Origin of the sequence: Nocardia sp. NBC_01009 (assembly GCF_045208035.1) — a bacterium.
Lineage (GTDB): Bacteria > Actinomycetota > Actinomycetes > Mycobacteriales > Mycobacteriaceae > Nocardia.
The window spans coordinates 6,595,745-6,621,350 of the sequence record NZ_CP108695.1; the positions used below are offsets into that span (position 1 = coordinate 6,595,745).

Sequence of the window (25,606 nt, forward strand, 5' to 3'; positions counted from 1 at the left end):
GGGCTCCCGAGGAACCGCTGCGGCCCGCGCCTTTCGACGGCGGCGGCGTCTGCCGGTCGCCGCCACGATTCTGTTGTGTCGAGTCTCCGCCGCGTGCCGAGTCGTCGCGCAAGGCCGAATCCTTTCGTTGTGCACCGTTTTTCACCGGTGCCGATCCGGCCCGACGCGCGTCGGCCTGTCCTTTCAATTGGTCATCATCGGCGCTCATTCGACCACCGCGCCCGGCTGCAGGCGCGCGCCGCGGGCCCAGTCGAGCGCCGCCATCATTCGTTTGCCTTGCGGCTGGACCTGATTCAGGCGGACCGCGGTGGTGGCGGTGCCCACGAAAACGCCGGACTTACGAACCTCGATCGTTCGCGGCGGCAGCACTTCCTCGACCATTTCGACCGGTCCGAGTTTCACGCGGGCGCCACCGATCTCGGTGAACGCGCCGGGGGCCGGGGTAACCGCGCGGATCCGCCTGCTGATGGCGAGCGCGGGCATATCCCAGCGGATGCGCCCGGCCTCGACGGCCACCTTGGGGGCATAGGAGACACCGTCGGTCGGCTGCGAAACGGCCTGCAGCGTGCCGTCTTCCACACCGTCGAGGGTGGTCTCCAGCAGCTGCGCGCCGCTAGCCGCGAGCCGCTCGAGCAGCGCTCCCGCCGTGTCGGTCACCGCAATCTTCTCGGTGACGACGCCGAAGATCGGTCCGGTGTCCAAGCCCGCCTCGATCTGGAAGGTGGATGCGCCGGTGATCTCGTCACCGGCGTCGATCGCCGCCTGCACCGGCGCCGCGCCGCGCCAGGCAGGCAGCAGTGAGAAGTGCAGGTTGATCCAGCCGAACCGCGGAATATCGAGCACCTGCTGCGGCAGCAGCGCACCATAGGCGACCACCGGACAACAGTCGGGCGCGAGCGCGGTGAGCTGCTCGATGAATTCCGGCTCGGCCGGGCGGCGCGGGGTCAGCACCGGGATGCCGTGCTCGTCGGCCAACCGGCCGACCGGCGACCTGGTCACCTTGCGCCCACGCCCGGCGACCGCGTCGGGGCGGGTCAGCACCGCGACCACCTCATGGCGCGGCGAATCGATGAATCGCTGCAGCGACGGCACCGCCGGTTCGGGTGTGCCCGCGAAGACGATGCGCATCAGCGACCACGTCCGAACGGACCGGCCTGGCCGGCCCCGAGCGCGCGCGAACTGCGCACGGTGATACCCGCTGTGAACCAATCGGATTCGCGGATGGTGCGCATTGCCTCCTTGCGCGCGGCCGGATCCAGTCGGTCCAGGAACAGCACGCCGTCCAAGTGATCGGTCTCGTGCTGCACGCACCGCGCAAGCAGTCCCTCGGCCGCGAACTCGATCGGCGCGCCGTCCATATCGAACCCGGACGCGCGCACCCGCAGCGCCCGCCGCGTGTCATAGCGCACACCGGGAATCGACAGGCACCCTTCCGGCCCGACCTGTTCTTCCTCGCCGTCCACCACATATGTCGGGTTCACCAGATGGCCCGCGGCTTCGCCGGTGTCGTAGACGAACACCCGCAGGCCGACGCCGATCTGCGGCGCGGCCATCCCGACTCCGCCGTCGTCGTGCATGGTGTCGGTGAGGTCGGCGACGAGCTGGCGCAGCTCACGATCGAACTCGGTGACCTCCGCCGCACGTGCGCGCAGGATGGGGTCGCCGAAGAGGCGAACGGGCTGAATGGTCACGGCGGGCTCCCGGAAACGAATGAACACGGTCGTCTCATTCTAGTGAGACGACCCGATTCTCCTGACCTCCCCGACACATCGGCCGAAAGCTGGTAGAACTCCAGTGCGGTCCGGGCGGGGTGTCAACCCCTCCGCCCGGCCGCCTGAAAAGGCCTGGTCGGCGACCGAGAGTCGCCCTATCTCTGCAGCTCACCTGCCGATTCACGACACGTCGTTGCATTTCACGACACGAAGTAGCGCTGTACTGGTGACGGCGTCAGCGACACAGGTCAAGGGCATCGTTGGCGGTATGCACCCAATCCCATTCCGGCGGACGGATCGACGTACGCTCCAGATCCAGCAGGACCAGGTGGCGCGCAAGCGCGAGCTAGCGTGTAAGTCTGGGCCGCGGGCTGCCCGCGATCGGCACTCCGGTACGTCTGGTCTGGGCCAGCGACGCAGACGAGTCGGCGCTACGCGCGGCGGTCTGCGGAATGGCGGGCAGCGCCTCGGTCGTCGAGGGGTCCGCTGGCTGTCGATAGCCGACGAGTGTTGCGGTGCCCCACACGTAGGGGTCTGCCTGTGCGCTGCCAAATGGCGACCAGGCCAGGCGAATCTGGCCGGTCTTGTCGTCGGTGTCGGAGTCGTAGACGAGGATGTTCATCGCGAACTTGGTGGGATCGACCGCTGCGGGAAGCCCGGTGAGCGGGATCTTCACCTCGATCGCGTACCCCCGGTACGGCTCGGTGACCATCGCGGCCACCTGCATCCCCGGCACCGCCTCGCCCGCCACACCCTGATGATTGTCGGCGTCGCGCTCGGCAGCTGGGCCACCTCGGCCTGCCGTGTACGGCAGGATGCCGATCTTGAGGGTGGTCGAGGTGTCGTCGGAGTCGCCGCGTGGGTCGAGGGCGATCTCGATCGAGTCGGTGCGCCAATGCCGCTTGATGTCGTCGGCCGCCAGTTCGGCGCCCTTTCGGTCGTCGGTGACGTTGACCAGCACGTACAGGTCGTCGTCGTGCCTGGCCAGCTTCGCTGTCGCCGCGCATCCACCGCCACCCTCCCAGACGGCGAGCGGCAGTTCCGGCCCCGGATACTCCCCGGGTCCCTCGACGCCGTTGAGGACAGGCGCAGCCGCAACGGCCGGGATCGTGGTGCTCGGATTCGGTGGATAGTGCGGCTGGACCCGGTTGGCCAACCACGGCAACCCGGCGCGGTACGCCCAGTCACGGAACTCGGCGTACAGCGGCTTCAGTCCGGTTTGCCGGTGCACGGCAGCCTCGACGAACCGCCCGTCCGCGGCCAGCACCGTGAACCAATCGGAACCGAGCTGCCCTGGGTCCGACGACACTTGCGCGGGCTTCGCGGCGAAACCCTGTGTCAGATAAAGCCGAGTCGCGTCGCGCTCGACCTGCGCCCAAGTCGTGTTGTGTTCGTGCGAGCGAGCGCCGGACCACACGCCGATGACCGGCAAACCGGTGTCGGGATCGGTGCGTCGCTGTTTGGGTGCGTCTGGCCCGAGCAACGAGTCGAACCCGTAGTTCTGGGCAAGCAGCCTGCTGGGATGCCACGGCGTCAGCCCTTCATCGGTGATCTGCTCGGGATACGCCAGTGGATCCCCTGCCAGTCGGAACGCCTCGATACCGAGACGTGCCGAGAGTTGGTGGCCGCCATGCTGGTTGAACGGCCGGGGGTCCATCACCACGATCGTGTGCGGCGTGGTCAGCCGCACCAGCCGCACCAGTCTGGCCATGGTGTCCTGCTCGCCCCAAATGCGCGCGGTCAGCGGCGCGGAGAGGGTGTACCAGAAGTCCGGCTTGTCGAGGTAGTAGATGTTCTCGACCCCGGCGAAGGCGGTCGCCTTACGTTCCTCCATCTCCCGGATCAGACCCAACTCCGGCCCTTCCTCCAGTCCGACGGCATTGCCGCCACCCTCGCCACGCGTGATGGTGACGACGCCGGTGCTCCAGCCCAAGTCTTCATACCACTGACCGAAGGTGGACAGGTTGCTCGATTCATCGTCCGGATGCGCACCGACGAACAACACGTCGGTATGAGCCGGATCCCGCGCCGCGTTCACCGTGTTCCGCTGAACGTCCCGCCCAACACTGTTCGAGGAAGTGTCCCCTACCAGCCAGGTTGCGGCCAGGGCCGAGGCAAGGACAGCACGCCGACTCAGCCTGCCCCCGAAGCCGCCCGCTCCCCCCTGCGCCATCCAACCCTCCAGTCGTCTCACATACCTTGTCGCACGTCGGTTGCCGTCGAATCACAGAGCAAGTGATGAGGGCCGCAATCCACCAGCGTGACCCAAGCCTGATCATGCAGCAGACCGGGCGATGTGCGGCTCCGGTACAGCGGATTCAGGTTATCCCCTTTGCACGGCGCGAGGCGTCGGCCCACCCTGTCCGTCAACAGTCGTGCGCAGGGTCTCGATCCAGCAGTCGAGCATGCGATCCCGCGCGACCGCATCCAGTCCGACGCTCCCTGCGGAATTCATCGCCGAACAACGGCTCCGTCGCAACAGCTTGGTGCAATCCGGCCACCGTCAGCTGAGCTGAGGCCGGGTGGCCTTGCCCATGAGCTCGATGATGTCGGTGCGGATGACTGTCCTCGGCTGACCGGATTCGGGCGCGATCTGGGGGTCGAGGAACATGACCACCCGATCCGGGCGACCTTCTCGGAGAGAGGCACGCTCGCGGGCTCACGATCGGTGGTCATGGGCCGGACGCCAGCGTGTTCGGCACTGTGCACTGGTGATTACCCTTACACTCTGTGCGGGCCGAAAAATCGCTGCGGGACCGATTTCAGGAGGCACCATGAGCACAGCTCTCATCATCGTCGACGTACAGAACGACTTCTGCGAGGGCGGTTCGGTGGCCGTCATAGGCGGAGCCGCGCTGGCCGAACGGATCAGCGAATATCTGCGCGTCAGCGACTACGCCGCTGTCACCGCCACCCGCGACTACCACATCGACCCCGGCGCACACTTCTCCGACAACCCGAACTTCATCGACACGTGGCCGCCACACTGCCGGGTCGACACCCCCGGTGCCGACTTCCACCCGAACCTGGATACCGCGCCGATCGACGAGGTCTTCTTCAAGGGCGCCTATGCCGCCGCCTATTCCGGGTTCGAGGGCGCCACCAAAGACGGCACGGCCCTCGCGGACTGGTTACGCAGCAAGGGAATCGACACCGTGGATGTCTGCGGCATCGCCACCGACCACTGCGTTCGCGCCACCGCCTTGGATGCCCGCGTCGCCGGGTTCGACACCCGGGTGCTCCTGGGCCTGTCCGCCGGCGTCTCCCCCGCCAGCATCGATCGGGCCCTGGACGAACTTCGTGAGGCTGGCGTAAAGATCGCCGTAGACATCGAGAGTTGAATGGGACACCCCGGGTGACCGGGCGCGCCACCGGGACGCGGTACGGGCACGTTGGGACGTAATTCAACGCGTACAGGCACCCGGAATTCGAGCACGCGAACCTGGCCATCACGCCTCCCCCTTCATCCGCCGACGGCGGTGGGGTGGGCGTAGCGGCTCCGCGAAACCGGCAGGCTGCAATCGGACCAGCAGAAGAACGCGGCCGCACCCTCGCCGATCTCATTGCGGCGCTGTCGCGGACAGGCGTTCACGACCAGGGAAGACCGCTGCGAGGAATCGATGGACGGGCCGACGATCTTGCGGGAGAACAATGTCGAGAACGTCCTAGAAGGGTCGCGCAGAGGTCCCTGGAAACAGCGATTTTCGACGGTTTGATCTACACCGGTTCGGTGCTGAGCTAGTGGAGCTCACGTCAACGGAGCCACCGAACCTATCGCGCAGTCGCGCGGACAAAGTCGACGACAACTGCGGCGAGTTCTTCGCCCTTGTCCTCTTGGAGGAAGTGCGCTGCGGAGGTGATGGTGACCGGTGGATGTCCCGCAGCACCAGGGATTTTCGAGCACAACACCTTATCTCCGCCGCGGGTGATCGGATCAGAGTCCGAGAAAGCACACAGGAACGGACGCTCGAAGGTCTCCAAGGCAGCCCACGCAGCCCGGTTGGCGGGCGCGGCAGGATCCTCCGGACCGACCGGAACCAGTAGCGGGAACTGGCGGGCGCCCTGCTTGTAGGTGTCGTCCGGGAACGGAGCGTCGTATGCGGCGACCACCTCGGGGGTGAGGTCGGTCAGGCAGGCACCATTGACGATCTTCCCGGCTTGGAAGTTGGGCGTCTCCTGGCTGAAGCGCTGCCAGGCCAGGAACGCATCGCCGGGATGGCGGTCACCGGTCGGCAGAAACGTGTTCGCGGCGACGACCCTTGCGAAACGTTCGGAATGTTCACCGACCAGACGCAGACCGATCAATCCACCCCAGTCCTGGCACACCAGGGTGATCCCGTCGAGGCCGATCGCCTCGACCGCAGCCCAGGTCCACTCGACGTGAGCCTGGTAGGTGTAGGCGTCACGGTCGGCCGGCTTGTCGCTGCGACCGAAACCGACCAGGTCGATCGCGATCGCGCGCAGGCCGGCCGCCACCAGAACCGGGATCATCCGCCGGTACAGGTACGACCAGGACGGTTCGCCGTGCAGCAGCAGCACGACCTCCCCATCGGGCGGGCCTTCGTCCAGGTAGTGCACCCGCAGCATGGTCCCGTCACCGGCCGCCACTTCGACGTAGTGCGGTTCGAACGGGAAGCCGGGTAGCCCTGCGAACCGCTCGTCGGGCGTCCTCAATATCCGCATGGCCCAATCCTTTTCGCCGAGACGTGCTAGCTGCCGTTGCTGTAGACCCGACTCGGTTCGACGAGAACTACGGCGCGACGTTCCGCTGCCATCACCCGGTCGTACTCGTCCCAGTCGTCGTGCTGACCACCGGCGGCCGTGAACACATCACGCAGAAGCAGGCGCACCCCCTCGGCGTCGATCCACGGCTGAGGATCGTCGGGACCGACGATCTGGGCGCTGCCCTCGACCGTTGCCCATGCCCAGCCTCGCCGAAAGGTGGTGGTTACCTGCGATCGGACACGGAGATTGGCGAGTTTCACCTTGCCGTAGGTAACGAAGCCCAGGACCGGCTCGCCCGACACCGGATGAACCAGCAGCCCGACATTGACCACCGTGGACTGGATGGTGTCGTCGGATCGGAGGGTCGAGACGACGGCGAGCCCGTTCTCATCACGAGCGAGCTCCGCCGCCTGTGCCAGTGTGGTCATCACATCTCCCATGGTTGTGTGCCCACCAGATCGTCGCATGCTCCGTTGCGCGCTCGCCAGGACAACGCTCCGGCCGTTTCCCAGCCCGGCTGCCGCTCCCTCCCGCCGCGAGCCGGCCTCCTCATCACCAGGCGATGACGTGAGCAAAGCCGGAACGAGGGCGAAACGACCGGGGCATCATCGCGGCCGCGAACTGCTCGACGGGGTCTTCGATGTCGCTCACCACCGAAGACTCCGCCCCTTTCGTCTTCGCTGCCCCGCCTCAGCCGCGTGATCGATAACCGTCCGGTTATCGTCCCGGTGGGGTGGTCCGGCGCCGCCAGAGCATCAGGCCGCTGAAGATCAGGCCCAGCACGACGACCGCGCCCACGATGATCATCGCCGAGCCGGTGGTGGAGATCCCACTGCTGTTCTCGGCGGCAGAGGTAGCTGATGGCTCGTTCTCGTTGGCGGACGGCTTCTCGTTCGTCGACTGCGTGGCGTTCTCGCCGAAGACCCCGCCTGCCGTGGCCGCCCCGTAGCGCGGACCCGAGTCGGCGTTGCCTGCCACCGTGACGTCCAGGCGGATCGGCACCGGCCCACCGGCCCCTTCCGTGTGGGCCGGACCGAGCTTCACGGCGATGTAGTACCAGCCTGCAATGCTCTGGTTGCGGTCCTGGGCCTCCGCGGCCGTGCGGTTGTTGTAGCGCACCGGCACCGTCGCGAGCGCGGGCTTACTGGTCGGCAACACGTGGGCTTCGCCGTTGTACGACGTGAAGTCGTTATCGATCTCTTCACGCAACGGCGAGTACAGCGTCGTCGTGATCGTCGAGAGGCCATCGACACCATGACTGCCGGTCTCCTGGTACTGCACGCGGTAGGCCAAGCCCTGGCCCCAGTCCAGCTTGACGCGATAGAAGACGAACTCGCCGCGCTGCAGGGTGTCGGTGTAGCTACCGGAGCCGTTCAGGGCGCCTGCCACATTGAACGAGCCGCCGCCGGGCGCCGGCACGCTGCCGCCGGCGGGTTCGGTGAAGGCCGTCTTTGCGGTGGCAGCCGGGGGCCCTGCGTCAGTCACTGCGGGCTCGATCCCGACAAGGAGCTCGATCGGCATCCGCTCGGGCATGTTGTCGGCAATACCGCTCCACTCGGGCACGAAGTAGTAGCGGCCGCCGCCACGGCACTTGTCGGAGCTGGTGTTGCCGGTCTTCGCCTTGGTTGCGCCGTCCCAGGTCTTGGCCACGGTCAGCGCCGCGCCGTGACTGGAATTGACGACCGAATCGAATTCGAACCCGTTGCAGTCCTCGCCGTCGGCGCCGTAGACCCGGACATCGAGTTCGCTGGTATCGCCGTTCGGCTTGTCGTGGTGCACCCGGGGAAAGGACAGGGTGCCACTGAAGTAGGCGGTCGCCCCCTGTGGCACGTCCACTGCGTAGTAACGCTTTTCCTTCTGGCCGATCGTGTCCAGGTATTGACCCGGCGTGGCCACCGGTGCGTTGCGATAGGTCGCGGTGCCGATGATGGGCGTCCCCACCGGCTTGTAGGTCCGCAATGCCGCCTGGCTCACCCTGGGCAGGACCCGCTCCAGGGCCGCGCCATCCGCAGCATCGGTGTAAGTGCCGCCGGTCGTCTGCGCGATGCAGGTCAACTGTGCGCGGGACTTCGCATCCACCCCGAACCCGATCGCGTGGATCACGACCTTGACCCCTTGTTGATTCAACTCGCGCGCTACCTCACACGGATCCGGTGGCGCACAAGTGTCTTCACCATCGGAGACCAATACGATCGACCGCGGACCCGACTGTGGCAACGCCTCCGCGGCCTTGCGCAATGCGGCGCCGATGGGCGTATAGCCACTCGCCTCGATCCCGTCCACCGCGGATGTCAACGCGCCCTTGTCGATGGTCTCGGCACCCCGCAGGAGCCGTACGTCCCGACACCCGGTCGCCTTCTCCGCATCCGACGAACCTGTGCCCGTCCCATACACGGTCAAACCGACCTTCGACTCGGCCGGCGCCACACCCACGAAGGTCCGCACCGCCGCCTTGGCCGCGTCCATCTTCGACCCACCACCGGGATCCGCCGCTTTCATCGACCCTGACGCGTCCAACACCAGCATCGTCGGGGCATACGCCGGCTCCCCCTCCTGAGCCTGCACCGGGAACGCGACCGACGACATGCCGACAACCCCGGCAGCGACCAACAGCAACTTCGCGAATCTCGACATAATCTCCAACGCCCGTGTTCGAACAAGATCAGTCGACCTTACGCACGCGAACCGAGAAAGCGAGTCATTTGTAATGAAGGTTGCAGATCGACAGGGCCAGGGTCAGCGGGAATCTCCGCTCACCCAGAACTGCCCCAACGTTCCCTATCCGGGCATTGACAGCGATACTCGCCGGTGGAGAACGTGGTGGTCATGTCCCCCTCCGGACACGACCATTACGCCCACGGGCGGTTTGGCAAAACCGTTCGTGTGGCCGTGAGATTCAGACCCAGCCCGATTCTCGGCGAATGCTACGGCGCCCCGAGGCCGACGCCGCCCGAAGCGAGCGCGGCCATTATGAGCCGGGGCGGGCCGCCCGATGGCGCGCCGGATCGTACTGCTCGAAATATGCCTCGCCGACGACGAACATTCCGCGTTGCGGTAGCCAGAAGTCGCCCAACCTCGCCTGCTCGGCCAGCGGCCCCGGAGGACCGATATCGATGCCATCGATCCGTGCCCTACTGCTCTCGACGGTCCATAGCATCCGCGGATTGGCCCGGAACCATTGACCGTTCGGGGAAGTGCCACTAAGCCGCACCCGCCCGACGCCCAGCGCCGGACCCGCAACCCGCGACATCAGCGACAGGACGGCAGGGCTTCGCCACAAAGCTGCAGGCAGCATGCGACCGAGACCCGTCATTGCCGACGTCGCCACCGATCGTCCCAGCTCGAGATCCCACATGAGCTTGTCGGGCACCTCCACGGTGAACGCGGACGGACCCGTCCAGGTTATCGAGATGTGTTCAACCCGTTGGTCTTCGAGTGCCGAGCCGAAATAGCGGGCGCAGCTGGCCTCCGGGGAAAGACTGCTGTAGATCACCCATTCACCGGCCGGGTCTCGATGCCACACGGAGTCGTACCCTGCACCGAGCGAGCTGGCAGGGAAATGCCGCATCGCCAAGTAGTGGCCGCTGGCGAATGGCATCCCCATCAACCCGTAGCCGGAGAATCGCTCCTGATCCTCACCCGATGGGAGCGCTTTGTCGATTTCTGCGATCGATCGTGGGCTGTCGGTCATCGCCAGCCTCCTCGAGGAGTGGACCTGTACCGGTTATCTTACGTGGAACGAACGGCCACCACCGGCCCCGAACCGACACGTAATCCCCTGGTGAACCGACGCAGCGGCACCGGCCACTGCCGAGCGCAGGTCAGCGCTGAGAAACACATGCTTGTTCACGATGGTCGTTTGCGCGTTGCCCTTGTCTTGTCCAGGTAGACGATCCAGACTGCGTCCCTGACGGCGTCACCACCCGTTCCGGTGACCGCGTACCCCAGCGAACCAGCTCGACCGAGGCCAGATCCGGTCGATTCCGTCCTGACCCAGTCGCTCTGGCACGGAGGTCACTCCCGCAGGGCTGCCTTTAGAGGGCCGGCCGGTGCATCATCACTTCCCGTCGGTGACCGACCTGCTCATCGACGCTTCGTTGCAGATGGCGCGCACGGAATACGACACCGTGTTGGCCCGGGTGCTCGCGGCGTCCGGACCGGCCGCGATGACACAGTTACTCACCGCGATCGGTTCCTACACCGCATCCGACCCGGCGACGGTAGCGATGAGCGAGTTGACGTTGGCCGCCACCCGCCACGAGCGGCAGCGAATCGAGTTGGGTCACAGCGTGGAACCGGTTGCGCGACAACATCGAACATGCCACCGGCAAACCCATCGACGGGCTGCCGATGGTCAGGTCGCGAATCTCCTAGCTCACGGAAACTCTCGATTCGCTGATCTGTCCCCGCGAACCCCCACGCGCAGACACTGATAGCGACGAAACCTCGGCCGCTTTGTTACCGTTTCGCCGTGCCAGGCAGCGGTAACTTCCGTCCGTTCCGAGAAGTACTCGCTGAACTGGACGCGGCGTTCGCGCAGGCGAAGCGACCGACGCGCATCGACGCCTGTCCCTGCTGCACCACGACCGAAGAAGTCGCCGTCCTGCTGAGCAAACCACGAAAGATGCTGGGCGCTGACGATCTCCAGCACTACGCGACCAGTTCGATGACGACGATGGGGTCGGCCGCGGACCTGCGGTACTTCACGCCGCGCATTCTGGAGCTGTGCCACACCGGCGCGCTGAACTGGCCCGATATCGAGATCGTGTACGACCACCTGCGTCGCGCCGACTGGAAATCATGGCCGGAGGCAGGCGTCATAGCCGAACTGCTGGACGCACTGTGGGACGACGTTCTCACCGAATACCCAGCATTCGAGGATCCCGCGGCGTTGTTGTGCGCGTTGGGAAGGGCAGCCGACAGCGTCGCCCCATATCTGACGAGTTGGTCGCGGCTCGAGACTTCCGCAGCCATTCATCACCTGCGTGACTTCCTCATCGACGACGTCGCTCTTCGGCACGGCGCACTGGTACCGACCAATGCCTTCTGGGACCCCAACGGCAACCCGCACAGCGAGGTTGTCCGGTGGCTCAACAGCAAGGGAACCCGCCAAGCTATAGACCGAGCGTTCACCCGTACAACAGACGCTGAGCTGCTGGAGTTGCTCGCCGAATCCCACGATGTGCTCACAGTGGTGGACGCAGATTCACGGCCCAAGCCGGGGCGACCGTCCGTCCGAGCCGACCCCGAAGCTGGTGATGCCAGCCGGCGACCAACCCACGCCGATGACAGGCCGACCAACAACGACCTCCGCCAAGAGGCCGATCTTCGTCGAGCCACAGGTGGTAGCGCCGCCTTGAACGTGGAAGCGCACGGTTTGCCCACGCCATGGGTGTGATCAGCTACCGAGTCGCTGGCCGCGCCTCGCCCTGACCAGGCCGGGAGCTGAACTTTACTTTCTTTTCGGAGGAACTACTTCCTTTTTATTTGCTACCGAGGGTAGCCTCCCAGTTGCAGCTGCCGCTATCGAAGCACTCTTGTGGCATTGGAGTTCGTGTGCTGGAAATTCATCACTTCAGCTATGGATTGGTCACGCCCGTCCTCGCCTACGTCATGTCGGTCGTCGGTTCACTGCTGGGCCTACGATGCGTGGCCCGGTCCCGGATCGGCGCCGGACACCCGGGCTGGCTCGTCGCCGCGGCGGTCGCGCTCGGCGGCACCGGGATCTGGGTCATGCATTTCATCGCGATGCTCGGCTTCTCGATCAACGGAGCGTCGATCCGGTACAACGTGCCGATCACATTGCTCAGCGCGATCATCGCGATGGCGGTGGTGTGGATCGGGCTGTCGATCGTGAATCGGCAGCCCAAAAGGGCGTCCGCACTGTTGGGCGGTGGCACGGTTACCGGCCTAGGGGTGGGGACTATGCACTACTCGGGCATGTACGCGATGAATTCCGACGCAATCATCGACTACGACATGCGCATAGTGGCGCTATCGATCGTCATCGCGGTGGTCGCGGCGACCGCGGCGCTGTGGTTCACCCTGCACGTGCGCGGTTTGTTCGCCACCGGCGGCGCGGCCCTGATCATGGGGGTGGCGGTGTGCGGTATGCACTACACCGGCATGGCTGCCATGCGCGCACACCATGCGATGCACCTACCCCCGCCTTCGGGCGCCGGAGCAGTGCAGCTGCTGACCCCACTGATCACCATCGTCAGCATCGTGGCAATGGGACTTCTCCTCCACCTCGGCGTCACCAATGTGGGCGAATTCGGCGAGACAGCGGACGACACGGCACCCCAGGGATACTGGCCAACCCGCTGAGCATGTGCCCCGCCGCTCCACCCGGCCCAATATCCATCTGCCGACCCCGCGGACCCTCGCCCCGCCCGGCCCGACGGGGCGCCATTCGTGCGCTGCGATCAGGAGTTTCCGGCGATGATCACTTCGGGGATGCCGGTGCCGAGGGCTACGGCTACGCAGGTCGGCGCAGCTGCGTGTGCCGGATCCAGCACGGTGAGCAGCAGTTGCTGCACGAACGGGTCGTAGACCATATGGAAATGACCGGTCAGGTCCGCGGGACACAGGTCCTGTAGTGCGATATTGCGCGCGCCGGGACCGTGCAACGCAATGTTCTCGAAGGGCTGGATCATCTCGTCGACCCGACTGCCGATGGTGGTGTACTGCACCCCGGGGACCGTGTCACCGCCGGCATTGAGTTCGATCATGAGCGGCGAACCCTGCGCCTGCTGCACCGCCGCCAGCGAAGTCACCAGCTGAAATGCCTGCAGCGCGCCGGGAATCGCCTGCGCGACCGGCACCAGTCCGTACATCACCCCGCCGTAGCTCGGGGATGCGATGCCGACCCACTGGAGGACCTTGGGTGCGCCGCCGAGCTTGTTGACGTAGAGGCGAGTCACGTTGGCGCCCTGGGAGAACCCGACGAGATCGACCTGCGTCGCTCCGGTGGCGGCGAGCACGTCGTCGACGAACGCACCGATCTGGTGCGCGCCCAACCACAGATCCTCGGTTCCGTAGCTTTCCGCACCCGGCTTGCCGCCGTAGTTGAGCGCGAAGACGCAGAAGCCTGCCGCGGTGAGCTGCGGCGCGATGGCCGACCAGTCGGAGTACGCGGTGGAATCGGTGCCGTGCGCGAGCACCACCGGCCGTGGGTGGGCGGCGGTCGGAGCGCAGCCGAAATCGTTGGTGCCTGCGGGAACCGCGCTCGGGTGCGTCTTCAGATACGTCGCGGCGGCCAGGTGATCCGGTTGCGGCGGAGCGGGTTCGGTGGGCACGTCCGCAGGCCGATAGCCCGCAGGTTCAGCCCTTGCTGTGGTAGGCGCCGCGCCGGAGCCGACGATGACGGCTCCGGCCAGTGCGCTGACGAGCGCGACACGACACAATTGTGAACAACCCCAACCCCACAATCCACCTGACTGTTCCATCTCACAATGATCCACCCGAAAGGGTGTGGAATGCGCGCTGGGAAGAGGTGTTTCACACTTCTGTTAGCTAGCGACGGCTATGACTTCTCAGGGCTTTCATCCTCGGCGAGGATGCGGTATAACGCCTTGCGCGCCTCGGTGAGCACCTCGGCCGCCTTGGTCGCCTGCGCGGGAGTGCCCGCCGCCGCGACCTGTCCGACAGCACCCATCAACTGACCGACCAGCCCGCGCAGATCGATGGCCTGTGCGCCGACGTCTTCCTTGATGTCTGCCCACGGGTCGCCGAGCTCGTCCCGATTCGCCGTGACGTACTCGGTGCCGGTTTCGGTGAGCTTCGCAGTCTTGCGACCCGCCACCTTCTCGATGAGCACCAGACCCTCGTCCTCCAGCTGCGCAAGCGCGGGGTAGATGGACCCCGGGCTCGGCCGCCAGACGTCGTCGCTGCGCTCCCTGATCTGCTGGATGAGTTCGTATCCGTGCATCGGCCGCTCGGTGAGCAACAGCAGCACGGCCGCACGCACGTCACCGCGCCGACCTCGGCCACCGCGGCCGCGTCCACGGCCGAAGTGCGGTCCGAAACCGGGGCCGAAGCCCGGACCGAACTCGGGACCGAAGCCGTGCCGCCCACCGCGACGATGCTGATGTCGCTCGGGTCCGCACTCTTCTGCCCCTGGCCGGTTCCATCGGCCACGCCGTCCGAAATCTCGTTGTTCCCTGCTTTCCATGATTGCCTCCTCAGGCTTTCGTGTTCTGTTCATGCTATCGACGATGTATCGACAATGCATCGCCGACAAGAGTGAGGGTCGACACAAACCAACCGGACGGATAAAACAAGAAGCCGCACACCGATGCGATGTGCAGCCCTGGGACAAGCGGCGTACCGCTCTCCGCCCAGCAGCCAGCTCCCCTGGAAGCCCGTCGGAACACGACGTAACAGCCGGATATGGCCCCTTGGAGTGATAACAATGTTATCCGCAGTAGATTTACGCAGCTATGGACGGCAGTCGGCGTACAGCAGATCCGGACCCACGTCAAAAAATCATCGAAGCGAGCCTGCGGCTGCTGGAAGAAGGCGGCACCGAGGCGCTACAGGCCCGCCGTATCGGCGCCGAAATCGGCGCCTCGACCATGGCCGTGTACACCTATTTCGGCGGTATGCACCGGCTACTGGAAGCCATCGTCGCAGAAGCACTCGCCCGCTTCAGCGCGGCACTCGAGGCCGCGACCGCCAGCGACGACCCGGTGGCGGACCTCTTCCGCATGAGCCACGCCTATCGGCAATACGCGCTGGCAAGTCCGCATCGCTATCGGCTGATGTTCCGGCTGGCCACGCCACCGAAACCGGGCCCGAAGCCGACAGTCTCGGCCGACCGGGCCACACTGCCGGTCGGCGACACCGGTTTCGACGGACTGATTCGAACGGTCGAGCGCATCATCGCCGCCGAGCGGATTCGCGACCGTCCCGCGACCGACGTAGCCGGCCGGGTCTGGGGGTTGACCCATGGCATGGTGATGCTCGAACTCGCCGGCTACCTCGGGTCAGATGGGCCGAGCGTCGCCCACGCTCTCGATGCGACGATGCTCGACCTGCTCGTAGGCATGGGCGACGACCGCGATCGCGCGACACGGTCGTGGGCGCGCGCCGTCGCGGACATCGAGCACACGCGCGTCGCCGACGACTGACCCCGCCACACCCGAATCATCCAGGCGCAGCCGTGGGCTGGACCGAGATCACGATTGCAGTCCATCGATCCAGCGCTCCAGGCGAAGCCCCTCGATGCGCATGAGTTCGGGGTCGCGGAAGGTGTTGGTGAGCAACGATATTCCCTGATACGACGCGACCAGGGCAACCGCCAGCTCGCCCGCATCGCTGCGCCCCATCGCTGCGAATTGCCGCTCGACCCAGTCGATCAACGCACGCATATTCGCCGCCGACTCCCGATCGAGGCCGTCGGCGCGCTTGCCGAGCTCGGTGGCCAATGTTCCCGTGGGACAGCCGAACTGAGCGGCCACCTCGCGCTGCTCGACCCAGCCCCGCACCAGCGCCTGTAACCGCTCCCGCGGCTGCTCGTGTTCTTCCAGCACGACGATCAGATCCTGGAGTGACCGCGCGTGCGCGCCGAGCGCCGCCTGGACCAGCTGATCCTTCGTTTTGAAGTAGTAGTACACATTGCCGACCGGCACCTCCGCGGCGGTGGCGATGTCGGCGATCGTCGTCTTCTCGACGCCCTGCCGATGGAACACCTCGGCCGCCGCAGCGGCCAGCCGCTCCCGCTTGCCCGTCATGCGCCCGCCTTCCTCCGAGTTAGTTATTCAACTGACTATAGACAGACTTCGGATTGTCGGCTACGTTCTTGTTAGTCAGTCAACTAACTCAGGAGTTAAAGTGATCGCTGTAACCGGAGCAACCGGCAATGTCGGACGCACCCTCGTGCAAACCCTCGCCGCGGCGGGCGAACAGGTGACCGCCGTGTCCCGCGGAACCACGCCACCGGCACTGCCCGACGGCGTACGCCACCAGCGCGCCGATGTGACCGAGGCCGCAACCCTTGCCCCCGCGTTCGCAGGCGCGAAGGCGCTCTTTCTGCACGACACCGGGACCAGCGCCCATCTGATGAACCCGCGGGCCATTCTCGAACTCGCGAAATCCGCCGGGATCCAGCGGGTTGTGCAGCTGTCCTCGCAAGGCGTCGCCACCCGACCGGAGTCGCCTTCCCACGGGCAGTTGGGACGATCGATCGAGGAAGCCGTGCGGGAGTCAGGGCTGGAGTGGACGATCCTGCGGCCCGGCGCCTTCGCCTCCAATGCGTACGCCTGGGTCGAGTCGGCCCGCACCCAGCGCACGGTCGCGGCGCCTTTCGGCGATGTCGGCCTGCCGGTCATCGATCCGGCCGACATTGCCGAAGTTGCCGCGGCAGCTTTGCGCGAGGACGGCCACGCCGGGCAGATCTATACGTTGACCGGTCCTGCCCTCAGCACACCGCGCCAGCGGGCCGATGACCTCGGTGCCGCACTCGGCGAGCCGATCCGCTTCGTCGAGCAGACCCGCGAGGAGGCGCGCGCGCAGATGGTGCATTTCATGCCGGAACCGGTCGTCGAGACCACGCTGGCCATCATCGGCGCACCCACTCCGGCAGAGCAGCAGGTGTCCCCGGACGTCGCAAAGGTGCTCGGGCGCACACCGCATAGCTTCGCGGACTGGGCTCGGCGAAACGTGGTCGCGTTCAAGTAGTCCGGCTTGTTGACAGCGTTCGAGGGCGAACGCTGTCAACTCGGCCGTAGGGCAGTGCGAATAAGCTGCTCACCCTTGCGATCCCGGACATCGACGCCGAGGGCGATCAACTTCTCGTCGAGTTCCTCGATCGCGAGCGGCTTCTTGTCGGCGACAGCGCGTCTGCGGGCCCGCAGCAGGGCGCTGACATCGTCACCGACTCCGGGCGTGCCATCGATCCAGCGGGAGAATTCCGCGCCGAAGGGATCGTCGCGATCCAGCCAGGGATAGCCGTGCTCGAGGAAGGCCGCCGCGATACCGCGGCGGCTGAGGTGGGATGCACCGAAACGGGCCAGCCGCAACCGGTTTCGGTCGACGAGGACCAGATGCCGGCGGCAGGCGGCAGGCGGCGGTCAGAAGACTCCGGCGGTGCCGGAATGCAGTTCGCAACTGTTGGCAAAGGTCCGCTGCCATTGGACCGGCACGCCGCGCCAGGTGCCGGTGGCGGTCACGGTCACGGGGTCGTAGATCTGGATGCACGCGGCGGTGGAATCCGCGGCGAGGTCGTCGAAGGAGCCGTTGACCCTGTCGAGCGCCGCGCACGCTACCTCCGGGTGCTCGTGCGTGCCACCGGCGGGTTCACACGTCAGGGTGATCGGCTGACCATCAGGGTTCGGACGCTCCCCCGAACTGACGACGAGGTCGAGCATGGACTTCGACTGTTCAGGCTCGGCGGTAGCGCATGCCCCCGAGGTTGCGGACGCCGCGATCGCGACGCACGCGATGGTGATGATGCGGCAGCGCGAACGAGTCGTCATGTCTCCACTCAACCATGAGATCCCCAAGGACCGGCGATCCACTCGCTCTGCGCCGCCGCTGTCAGTAGGTAATCGACGGGGCTCGAGCGGACATTGTCGGCCGGTATCGACCGGACCTACTCGGACCACGAATAGCCGCTGCCTGCAGGGCGTACCGACCCACGACCAAGCCATCCGCACCGGATTTACCTGGGTACCACGAGCCCGAAGCCGACTCGCGCCTGGTCGGCCACGGTCAGCCGATGTCGACCGGATCTATTTGGACACGAAGAGGTGCGTCGGATCGATGGGTGCTGCGGACTGCCTGGGCGGCGGTAAGAGCTCGGGACAGCGCAGCACCGGCAGTGCGATCGACGCGCAGGAGCATGCGTTCGACTTCGGCGGGGCTGTCACCGGCAAAGGGTTTGCGGGCGCCGGGTGGGAGGGGGACGGGACCGAGGACATCGACACCTTCGGGAAGGTTTGCGGCAGCGAGCAATTCGGCGACCGCATCAGCGGAGCCGTCGACGGCGGCCATGCGGACCGCAGGCGGGAAGCCGACCTCGAGGCGACCGGCCACCTCGGCGTGCGCATGGCCGACCGGATCCCAGCGCAAGAGCGCTTGCACGGTGGGAATCGACGGATCGGCCATCACGATGACCTGACCGTGCGCGCGAACCAAGGTGGCGGCAGACATCCATCGCCGCAGCGTGTCCTCGGCGGCGCGCAAGTCCGCCCGGCTCAGCAGCGCCCAGCCGTCCAGCAGCAGCGCGACGCCGTAACCGCCGGGCAGCACCGGTTCGGCGCCGACCGTCGCCACCACGACCTGCGGGCCCGGTTCGACGGTGTCCAGCATCGCGCCGCCGCTGGAACCGCGAATCGGCACACCGGGAAAGGCACGACCGAGCTCTTCCGCGGTGCGTACGGCCCCGATGACGACCGCACGTAAGGCCCGCGACCCGCAGCTCGCACAGCGGAAGGCCGCCTCGACGATGCCGCACCAGCGGCAACTCGGACTGTGCGCAACGTCGTCGTGCTGCGAGCGAACCTCCGGCAGCGCAAGTGGCCCGTTGCAGTGCCGACAGCGCGCGGGCGTCCGGCATTTCGCACAGGCCAGCGACGGCACATAGCCGCGCCGTGGCACCTGCACCAATACCGCCGCACCTTCTTTCAACGCCGACCGCGCGGCCGCGAACCCCACTCCAGGGATGCGCACAGCGCGCGCAATCGGGTCGCGCTCCAACGCCATGTCGGTGTCCCCCGGTGCGCTGATCCGCGGCGAGAACTTCCGCACCACCCCACGGTCGGCGACCAGATCGTGCGCCCACCCCGAATCGACAACGGCCTGTATCTCCGCCGTCCGTGCGAACCCCGCTGCGATGAAGGCCGCACCTGTCTCGTGCGCGCGCAGCATCGCGACTTCGCGCGCATGGGGATACGGCGCTCGCTGCTCGGCATAGGTGTCGTCACCGTCGTCCCAGATCGCGATCAGGCCCAGCTCCGTCGCCGGCGCGAACACCGCACTACGTGTTCCGACCACCACCCGTGCTGTCCCGCGCAACGCCGCAAGCCATCGCCGATACCGAGCTGCGGGCCCCAGCCCAGCCGCCAATCCGACCGCCGAATCCCCCACCAGCCGAACACATTCCGCCAGCACCCGATCGAGATCTCGCTGATCGGGCACCATCAGAATCGCACTGCGTCCCCGCCCGACAACCACCGCAGCCAACTCCGCCAATCGCCGCGCCCAATCCTCCCCCGGCAACGCCTGCCACGCCGCCCGCGGCCCCCTCCCCTGCCCCAGTGCGTCCAGGAACGCGGTCCCATGGATGTACCGGTCCCACGGCGTCGGATCGACAGTGAGCTCGGCGCTGAAGTCCACGGCCACAGTGGGCGACGATTTCCCGACGCGATCGCCGTGACGAGCAGATCCCGGCACACGATCGACACCGGAATCCACCTCGGCCACAGCCGGATCGATGGACAGCATCCGCGCAGACGCCGCAGCAACACCAGAGATAGACGATTTCCCGACAGCATCACCGCCACCATCGGACGCCGACGCGCCGTCGACACCCGAATCCACCTCGACCGGGCCGATGGAAACAGGGTCAGGTGTGTCACTATGCGGCGACCGGAGGCTGGATGTCTGCTCCGTCGCATCGTCGGCTCCGGCAGTCTCATCGCTCGGGCCGGCAGGATCACCTGGTGGACGCGAATCCGACACGGAGGCAACAGAATCGATGTTGAGGTCATGGCGAGATCCGGAGGCCGACCTCGGCGCTGCGGCGCCCACGGGGGAATTGGTTCGTACGCCAACCGAATCCGCGCCGGGCGGCGTGCTGTCCCCCACGACCGGCGCTACGGTCGGCGCGGATGCGATGGCCGTCGCGGATCCGCCTATCGAATTCGGGCCATCGTCTGAAATAGATTCGGCTGCATCAGGTTTCGTGGAGGCCGTCGCGCGAGGCGACGCCGAGCTCAGCGTGGAGGCTGCGGCCGTTGTGCGGCCACCGCGATCATCGCCCGAAACGAAGTGGGCACCAGCGGCCGCAGCCGGGTCAGCCTTCGGAGCGGGCGCGGCGGAAGCGGTGCCGCCACGCCGACCGGCGGCATCAGCACCCGGCGCATGCTCCGGTTGTACATCGCCCGGGACCGAATCTTCTTGCGCCACTGCCGACTCGGCCGGCTTCTTCGAGCCGCCGGATTCGGTGCGGGCGTGACGGGGCGGGATGGCCAGGCGCAGTACGTCGGCTCGGGTGCCTGCGTAGCGGGCAGCGACGGCGGTGGCGAGCTTCAGGATTTCGGGAGTGAGAACTCGCTCAGGGGAGACGACACGTTCGAGTTTGACGAGCTTGCCGGAGTGGTCGCTGCGGGCGAGGCGGGCCAGGAGGTAGCCGTCGACCAGCCGGCCCGCGAAACGGACGCGGACTCGGACGCCGGGTTGGGCGATGGCGTCCAACTCCGGGGGGACGAGGTAGTCGAAGTCACGGTCCAGGTGGGCGGGCGACAGCAGCGGGAGCACCCGTGCGATGGGTGCTCCCGCTGCTGTCGAATCGTGTGCCGCCCGTGCCCCCGTGGACGCGGCGTCCGCGGGAGTGGCGGGGTGGTCCGCCGTGGGCTGGTTCACGCGGGCCGGGTCGGCTTACAGGCCGATTGCCGCGCGCAGCTTGTCGGCGCGATCGGTGTGCTCCCACGGCAGGTCGATGTCGGTGCGGCCGAAGTGGCCGTACGCGGCGGTCGGTGCGTAGATCGGGCGCAGCAGGTCGAGGTCGCGAATGATCGCGCCGGGGCGCAGGTCGAAGACCTCGGTGATCGCACTCGAGATACGAGTCGGGTCGACCTTCTCGGTGCCGAAGGTCTCCACGAACAGACCGACCGGAGCGGCCTTGCCGATGGCGTAGGCGACCTGAACCTCGACGCGGTCGGCCAGTCCGGCCGCGACGACGTTCTTGGCGACCCAGCGCATGGCGTACGCGGCCGAGCGGTCGACCTTCGACGGGTCCTTGCCGGAGAACGCGCCGCCGCCGTGGCGGGCCATGCCGCCATAGGTGTCGACGATGATCTTGCGGCCGGTCAGGCCCGCGTCACCCATCGGGCCGCCGAGCACGAACTTGCCGGTGGGGTTGACCAGCAGCCGGATGTTCGAGGTGTCCAGGCTCGGCAGGTCCAGATCGGCGACCACTGCATCGACGACCTTCTCACGGATATCGGGCGCGAGCAGGTTGTCCAGATCGATATCCGCGGCGTGCTGGGTGGAGATGACGACCGTGTCCAGGCGAACCGGCCGGTCACCTTCGTATTCGATGGTGACCTGGGTCTTGCCGTCCGGGCGCAGGTAGGGCAGCACACCGGACTTGCGGACCTCGGTAAGCCTGCGCGAGAGGCGGTGGGCCAGCGCGATCGGCAGCGGCATGAGCTCGGGGGTGTCGGTGTTCGCGTAGCCGAACATCAGCCCCTGGTCGCCCGCACCCTGGCGCTCGATCTCGTCGTCGGAACCTGCGGTGCGCGCCTCGTGCGAGGTGTCCACGCCCTGCGCGATGTCCGGCGACTGCGCGCCGATGGCGATATTGACGCCACAGGAATTTCCGTCGAAACCCTTTGCGGACGAGTCGTATCCGATTTCCAGGACCTTCTCGCGGACAATGCGCGGAATATCCGCGTAGGCCGACGTGGTGACCTCACCCGCGACGTGGACCTGACCGGTCGTCACGAGAGTTTCCACCGCGACCCGGCTGCGCGGGTCTTCCGCGAGCAACGCGTCGAGAATGGAATCGCTGATGGCATCACAGATCTTGTCCGGATGACCCTCGGTCACGGACTCACTGGTGAATAGCCGGCTGCCGGACGTGCGCACAGTTCTTCCCTCTCCCTCAACGGGTTACTCGTGTCGGTTTGCGACAGTAACGTGCTGCCGCCACCGCGCAACCCTTCATCTCAGACTATTCCAAACCACCGACACCATGGCCCGCGGTCAAACGCTGTCTCAGACTATTCGGCGACCGACGCACATTGCCGGATCTTCATCCCGACATTGCGTCGCTCGCCTGAATATCTGCACCGCGACCGACCGGTTGATGGTGGTGACTACCTCGACACCGCAATACTCACGGCACCGCTACAGGACTCGAACGAATCGTTCGCACCGACGCATCGGCGACGACGGCTCAGCGCAACAACGGGCCGAGTGCGTCGAGCACCCGGCTCGCCAGCAGCGCCTTCGACCCGTGGTCGAGCGCCTGTTCGGTGCCGTCCGCACCGAGCAGCCAGCCGTCATTGGTGTCGACCTCGAATGCCTTGCCCTCGCCGACCGCGTTCACGACCAGCAGATCGCAACCCTTGCGGGCCAGCTTTGCCCGCGCGTGGGTGAGCACGTCGCCCTGCTCGTCACCGGTCTCGGCGGCGAAGCCGACGATCGCGGTGCCAGGCAGCTGGCCGTCGCGGCGCGACTGCACCAGACCGGCGAGAATGTCGTCGGTCTTGGTCAGCGCGATCACATCCGGCTCGCCCGCGCCCTTCTTGATCTTGGCCGCGGCCACGTTGGTCGGCCGGAAATCGGCCACCGCCGCTGCCATGATCACCGCGTCGGCGCCGACCGCGTGCTTGTCCACCGCGGTCTTGAGCTGTTCGGCCGTCGTCACGTGTACCAGGTCGACGGCGGCCGGGGCGGCCATCTCGATCGTGTTACCCGCGATCAGCGTGACGTGAGCGCCACGCTGAGCGGCGACCCGTGCCAGCGCATAGCCTTGCTTGCCGGAGCTGCGGTTGCCGAGGAAACGCACCGGGTCCAGCGGTTCTCTGGTGCCACCGGCGGTGATAACCACGCGGCGGCCTTCCAGATCACGCGGGATCGCGTCGGCACGCTCGAGCAGCAACGTGGCGAGTCCGAAGATCTCCTCGGGCTCGGGCAACCGTCCTGGTCCGGTGTCGGTGCCGGTGAGGCGGCCCGACGCGGGTTCCATGACGATCGCACCGTGCGCACGCAGCGTCGCGACATTGGCGATGGTGGCCGGATGCTCCCACATCTCGGTGTGCATCGCGGGCGCGAAAACCACCGGACATCGGGCCGTCAGCAGCGTGGCGGTCAACAGGTCGTCGGCGCGGCCGCTCGCGGCACGCGCCATCAGATCGGCGGTCGCCGGGGCGATGACAACGAGGTCCGCCTCCTGGCCGAGCCGTACGTGGGGTACCTCGGGCACGTCCGCGAACACGCCGGTGTGCACCGGGTTCCCGGACAGTGCCTCGAAGGTGGCCTTGCCGACGAACTGCAACGCCGACTCGGTGGGGATCACCCGAACCTGGTGCCCGGTCTCGGTGAACCGGCGCACAATCGAGCAGGCTTTGTAGGCGGCGATCCCTCCGCCGACGCCGACGACGATCCGTGTGGTCACTACGCCTCCGGCCTAGATGTGGTCACTGCGTCCGCTCGAGCTACTCGCCTTCGGCGTGCTCGAGCAGATCGGAGTGGATTTCGCGCATCGCGACCGACAGCGGCTTCTCCTGCAGACCCGGCTCGACCAGTGGACCGACGTACTCGAGGATGCCGTCGCCGAGCTGGTTGTAGTAGTCGTTGATCTGACGGGCCCGCTTGGCTGCGTAGATGACCAGGGCGTACTTGGACGAGGTGCGCTCCAGCAACTCGTCGATCGGCGGGTTGGTCAGGCCGATCGGAGTGTCGTATGCCGGGGCGGGCTTGATGTCCGTACTGCTCACTAGGGGCGCTCCTGCGGGGGTGGGGGTCACGAACTCGAATTTGTGCTAACAAACAACGATACCAACTGCTCACACGCGCTGGTCACCTCGTCGTTCACTATGACGATGTCGAACTCGTCACAGGCCGCCAATTCGGTCCTGGCGGTTTCCAGCCTGCGCTCGATGACTTCGGGCGATTCGGTGCCGCGCGACCGCAGCCTGGTGACCAATTCGTCCCAGCTGGGCGGGGCGAGGAACACCAGCAGCGCCTCGGGCATGGCCTTGCGCACCGACCGCGCGCCCTCGAGATCGACCTCGACGAGCACGGGAAGTCCGGCAGCCATTGCTTCGCGTACCGGACCCGCCGGGGTGCCGGAACGTTGTAATCCTCCGTGGATGTCCGCCCACTCGAGCAGTTCGCCCGCCTCGATCATGGCGTCGAACTCGTCCCGGGTGACGAACCGATAGTCCCGGCCGTCGACCTCCCCGGGCCTTGGGGCCCGGGTCGTTGCCGACACACTGAAGACCAAGTGGGGCAGCCGCTCACGGACGCAGCGCACCACAGTGGACTTACCCACGGCCGAGGGGCCGACCAGTACAACCAGTCGACCCTTCCGCGTGTGTCCGATCACCTTCGTTGTCAGGCGAAGTCGAATCGGGCGAGCAGCGCCTTGCGCTGCCGGTCACCCAGTCCGCGCAAACGCCGGGTGGGGGCGATCTCCAGCTCGCTCATGATCTCTGCCGCCTTGACCTTGCCCACCTTGGGCAGGGCTTCCAGCAGCGCCGACACCTTCATCTTGCCGAGAATCTCATCGGACTCGGCATCGGTGAGGACCTGCTTCAGGTCGGTGCCACCACGCTTCAGGCGCTCCTTGAGCTCCGCCCGAGCGCGGCGAGCGGCCGCCGCCTTCTCCAAAGCAGCGGCGCGCTGCTCGTCAGTCAGCTGGGGAAGGGCCACGGTTCCTCCGTCTCATCGTTCATTGCATCAACTCCTGCCGGTAACCCGGCAGTCTCAGCGACCGTACCCACGACGTCCGCCGATTGCGAACCCACCCCCCAGGTCAGCGCATGATTCGCCGGTGCCGTAGGGGCAGACCCGACCGAATCGACGCGCCCCATTGTCCGCTGCGCCGATCCTACCGCCGAGACCCCGAAATGCCCCGTACACAGGGCTTTTTCAGCAGCAAACAGGGTTAGCGGGGGGATTGCGGTGGCACGGCACACCACCCCAGCAACTGGGCAACCGCCCGACCAGGAACTTTCTCGGATTTTTCCGCGTGTCGCGTTGTCTTTCGCGTGTCGGGCACGCGGAACGCGAAGAACGACGGCCACGGACCCCGCCCGTCAACGGCCGAATCGATCCCAGAGCCGCCCGATCCTCCCGGCCACACCCTCGTTGCCGTATCACCCCGAAACCGCCGCAGACGGGCGGCCAGCCGGCCACACGGCCCGGCCCCGGCGTCCCTGCCATCAGGTCGCGGCGGCGTCGGCGCCGAGATATTCGAGGATGGTGCGCACGCG

General features: G+C 66.6%; 25 protein-coding genes. 5 read left to right on the forward strand and 20 right to left on the reverse strand.

The window, feature by feature from the left end; translation table 11 throughout:
• Positions 1–204: 204 nt before the first annotated feature.
• The 3 genes from fmt to OHA42_RS29570 form a co-directional block, all read right to left on the reverse strand.
• Positions 205–1,128: a methionyl-tRNA formyltransferase gene (gene fmt / locus OHA42_RS29560; RefSeq protein ID WP_406231061.1), complete on the reverse strand. Its 924-nt coding sequence runs from the start codon at positions 1,126–1,128 to the stop codon at positions 205–207.
• Positions 1,128–1,691: a peptide deformylase gene (gene def / locus OHA42_RS29565; RefSeq protein WP_406231062.1), complete on the reverse strand. Its 564-nt coding sequence runs from the start codon at positions 1,689–1,691 to the stop codon at positions 1,128–1,130. The genes fmt and def overlap by 1 nt, the downstream gene beginning before the upstream one ends.
• Positions 1,692–2,058: 367 nt before the next feature.
• Positions 2,059–3,885: a sugar-binding protein gene (locus OHA42_RS29570; RefSeq protein WP_406231063.1), complete on the reverse strand. Its 1,827-nt coding sequence runs from the start codon at positions 3,883–3,885 to the stop codon at positions 2,059–2,061.
• A gap of 601 nt (positions 3,886–4,486) precedes the next feature.
• Here OHA42_RS29570 and OHA42_RS29575 point away from each other — a divergent pair.
• Positions 4,487–5,053 (forward strand): nicotinamidase, encoded by a 567-nt coding sequence (locus tag OHA42_RS29575; RefSeq protein WP_406231064.1) that lies wholly within the window; start codon positions 4,487–4,489, stop codon positions 5,051–5,053.
• A gap of 122 nt (positions 5,054–5,175) precedes the next feature.
• Here OHA42_RS29575 and OHA42_RS29580 read toward each other — a convergent pair whose 3' ends face one another.
• The 6 genes from OHA42_RS29580 to OHA42_RS29605 all read right to left on the reverse strand — a co-directional run bounded on the left by OHA42_RS29580 (position 5,176) and on the right by OHA42_RS29605 (position 10,620).
• A complete protein-coding gene (locus OHA42_RS29580; RefSeq protein WP_406231065.1) occupies positions 5,176–5,364 on the reverse strand; it encodes a hypothetical protein in 189 nt (62 codons plus the stop codon).
• Positions 5,365–5,483: 119 nt separating this feature from the next.
• The gene (locus OHA42_RS29585; protein ID WP_406231066.1) at positions 5,484–6,395 is read right to left on the reverse strand and encodes a haloalkane dehalogenase; all 912 of its coding nucleotides are present in this window, start codon (positions 6,393–6,395) and stop codon (positions 5,484–5,486) included.
• Positions 6,396–6,421: 26 nt separating this feature from the next.
• Entirely contained in the window at positions 6,422–6,865 is a 444-nt protein-coding gene (locus tag OHA42_RS29590) for a TIGR03618 family F420-dependent PPOX class oxidoreductase (protein WP_406231067.1), read from the reverse strand.
• Between the two features lie 289 nt (positions 6,866–7,154).
• Positions 7,155–9,071, reverse strand: coding sequence for a vWA domain-containing protein (locus OHA42_RS29595; protein ID WP_406231068.1), 1,917 nt, complete (start codon positions 9,069–9,071; stop codon positions 7,155–7,157).
• Positions 9,072–9,405: 334 nt separating this feature from the next.
• Positions 9,406–10,128: a hypothetical protein gene (locus OHA42_RS29600; RefSeq protein WP_406231069.1), complete on the reverse strand. Its 723-nt coding sequence runs from the start codon at positions 10,126–10,128 to the stop codon at positions 9,406–9,408.
• 366 nt (positions 10,129–10,494) lie between these two features.
• Positions 10,495–10,620: a hypothetical protein gene (locus OHA42_RS29605; protein ID WP_406231070.1), complete on the reverse strand. Its 126-nt coding sequence runs from the start codon at positions 10,618–10,620 to the stop codon at positions 10,495–10,497.
• A gap of 288 nt (positions 10,621–10,908) precedes the next feature.
• Here OHA42_RS29605 and OHA42_RS29610 point away from each other — a divergent pair, with 288 nt between their 5' ends.
• Together OHA42_RS29610 and OHA42_RS29615 are read left to right on the forward strand one after the other, a co-directional pair.
• Positions 10,909–11,835: a hypothetical protein gene (locus OHA42_RS29610; RefSeq protein ID WP_406231071.1), complete on the forward strand. Its 927-nt coding sequence runs from the start codon at positions 10,909–10,911 to the stop codon at positions 11,833–11,835.
• A gap of 158 nt (positions 11,836–11,993) precedes the next feature.
• Positions 11,994–12,764, forward strand: a complete 771-nt coding sequence (locus OHA42_RS29615) for an MHYT domain-containing protein (RefSeq protein WP_406231072.1) — start codon at positions 11,994–11,996, stop codon at positions 12,762–12,764.
• A 98-nt stretch (positions 12,765–12,862) separates the two neighbouring features.
• Here the strand turns inward: OHA42_RS29615 and OHA42_RS29620 are convergent, their stop codons facing one another.
• Entirely contained in the window at positions 12,863–13,885 is a 1,023-nt protein-coding gene (locus OHA42_RS29620; protein ID WP_406231073.1) for an esterase/lipase family protein, read from the reverse strand.
• 77 nt (positions 13,886–13,962) lie between these two features.
• Positions 13,963–14,610: a PadR family transcriptional regulator gene (locus OHA42_RS29625; RefSeq protein ID WP_406231074.1), complete on the reverse strand. Its 648-nt coding sequence runs from the start codon at positions 14,608–14,610 to the stop codon at positions 13,963–13,965.
• A gap of 268 nt (positions 14,611–14,878) precedes the next feature.
• Here OHA42_RS29625 and OHA42_RS29630 point away from each other — a divergent pair, with 268 nt between their 5' ends.
• The gene (locus OHA42_RS29630) at positions 14,879–15,568 is read left to right on the forward strand and encodes a TetR/AcrR family transcriptional regulator (protein WP_406231075.1); all 690 of its coding nucleotides are present in this window, start codon (positions 14,879–14,881) and stop codon (positions 15,566–15,568) included.
• Between the two features lie 48 nt (positions 15,569–15,616).
• Here the strand turns inward: OHA42_RS29630 and OHA42_RS29635 are convergent, their stop codons facing one another.
• The gene (locus tag OHA42_RS29635) at positions 15,617–16,171 is read right to left on the reverse strand and encodes a TetR/AcrR family transcriptional regulator (protein WP_406231076.1); all 555 of its coding nucleotides are present in this window, start codon (positions 16,169–16,171) and stop codon (positions 15,617–15,619) included.
• Between the two features lie 100 nt (positions 16,172–16,271).
• On the opposite strand from OHA42_RS29635, the gene OHA42_RS29640 reads away from it, so the two are divergent.
• The gene (locus OHA42_RS29640) at positions 16,272–17,117 is read left to right on the forward strand and encodes an NAD(P)H-binding protein (RefSeq protein WP_406231077.1); all 846 of its coding nucleotides are present in this window, start codon (positions 16,272–16,274) and stop codon (positions 17,115–17,117) included.
• A gap of 35 nt (positions 17,118–17,152) precedes the next feature.
• Here the strand turns inward: OHA42_RS29640 and OHA42_RS29645 are convergent, their stop codons facing one another.
• The 8 genes from OHA42_RS29645 to mihF all read right to left on the reverse strand — a co-directional run bounded on the left by OHA42_RS29645 (position 17,153) and on the right by mihF (position 25,043).
• Positions 17,153–17,458: a hypothetical protein gene (locus tag OHA42_RS29645; protein ID WP_406231078.1), complete on the reverse strand. Its 306-nt coding sequence runs from the start codon at positions 17,456–17,458 to the stop codon at positions 17,153–17,155.
• A 51-nt stretch (positions 17,459–17,509) separates the two neighbouring features.
• Positions 17,510–17,914 carry an SSI family serine proteinase inhibitor gene (locus OHA42_RS29650; protein ID WP_406231079.1) on the reverse strand — a complete coding sequence of 135 codons (405 nt, stop codon included), beginning with the start codon at positions 17,912–17,914 and terminating at the stop codon, positions 17,510–17,512.
• Positions 17,915–18,149: 235 nt separating this feature from the next.
• Positions 18,150–20,918 (reverse strand): hypothetical protein, encoded by a 2,769-nt coding sequence (locus OHA42_RS29655; RefSeq protein WP_406239668.1) that lies wholly within the window; start codon positions 20,916–20,918, stop codon positions 18,150–18,152.
• A gap of 120 nt (positions 20,919–21,038) precedes the next feature.
• The gene (gene metK / locus OHA42_RS29660) at positions 21,039–22,250 is read right to left on the reverse strand and encodes a methionine adenosyltransferase (protein WP_328403063.1); all 1,212 of its coding nucleotides are present in this window, start codon (positions 22,248–22,250) and stop codon (positions 21,039–21,041) included.
• A 310-nt stretch (positions 22,251–22,560) separates the two neighbouring features.
• Complete coding sequence (gene coaBC / locus OHA42_RS29665; protein WP_328403065.1) at positions 22,561–23,784, reverse strand: bifunctional phosphopantothenoylcysteine decarboxylase/phosphopantothenate--cysteine ligase CoaBC; 1,224 nt, start codon at positions 23,782–23,784, stop codon at positions 22,561–22,563.
• A gap of 40 nt (positions 23,785–23,824) precedes the next feature.
• Complete coding sequence (gene rpoZ / locus OHA42_RS29670) at positions 23,825–24,106, reverse strand: DNA-directed RNA polymerase subunit omega (protein WP_328403067.1); 282 nt, start codon at positions 24,104–24,106, stop codon at positions 23,825–23,827.
• Between the two features lie 26 nt (positions 24,107–24,132).
• Positions 24,133–24,717 (reverse strand): guanylate kinase, encoded by a 585-nt coding sequence (gene gmk, locus OHA42_RS29675; protein WP_364901481.1) that lies wholly within the window; start codon positions 24,715–24,717, stop codon positions 24,133–24,135.
• Positions 24,718–24,725: 8 nt separating this feature from the next.
• Entirely contained in the window at positions 24,726–25,043 is a 318-nt protein-coding gene (gene mihF / locus OHA42_RS29680) for an integration host factor, actinobacterial type (protein ID WP_040692163.1), read from the reverse strand.
• Positions 25,044–25,606 lie beyond the last annotated feature (563 nt).

Coding starts and splice junctions, on each gene's coding strand:
- fmt (WP_406231061.1), bottom strand. CDS start 1,128: ATGCGCATCGTCTTCGCGGGCACACCCGAACCGGCGGTGCCGTCGCTG.
- OHA42_RS29570 (WP_406231063.1), bottom strand. CDS start 3,885: ATGGCGCAGGGGGGAGCGGGCGGCTTCGGGGGCAGGCTGAGTCGGCGT.
- OHA42_RS29575 (WP_406231064.1), top strand. CDS start 4,487: ATGAGCACAGCTCTCATCATCGTCGACGTACAGAACGACTTCTGCGAG.
- OHA42_RS29585 (WP_406231066.1), bottom strand. CDS start 6,395: ATGCGGATATTGAGGACGCCCGACGAGCGGTTCGCAGGGCTACCCGGC.
- OHA42_RS29590 (WP_406231067.1), bottom strand. CDS start 6,865: ATGACCACACTGGCACAGGCGGCGGAGCTCGCTCGTGATGAGAACGGG.
- OHA42_RS29595 (WP_406231068.1), bottom strand. CDS start 9,071: ATGTCGAGATTCGCGAAGTTGCTGTTGGTCGCTGCCGGGGTTGTCGGC.
- OHA42_RS29600 (WP_406231069.1), bottom strand. CDS start 10,128: ATGACCGACAGCCCACGATCGATCGCAGAAATCGACAAAGCGCTCCCA.
- OHA42_RS29620 (WP_406231073.1), bottom strand. CDS start 13,885: ATGGAACAGTCAGGTGGATTGTGGGGTTGGGGTTGTTCACAATTGTGT.
- OHA42_RS29625 (WP_406231074.1), bottom strand. CDS start 14,610: ATGGAAAGCAGGGAACAACGAGATTTCGGACGGCGTGGCCGATGGAAC.
- OHA42_RS29630 (WP_406231075.1), top strand. CDS start 14,879: ATGGACGGCAGTCGGCGTACAGCAGATCCGGACCCACGTCAAAAAATC.
- OHA42_RS29635 (WP_406231076.1), bottom strand. CDS start 16,171: ATGACGGGCAAGCGGGAGCGGCTGGCCGCTGCGGCGGCCGAGGTGTTC.
- OHA42_RS29650 (WP_406231079.1), bottom strand. CDS start 17,914: ATGACGACTCGTTCGCGCTGCCGCATCATCACCATCGCGTGCGTCGCG.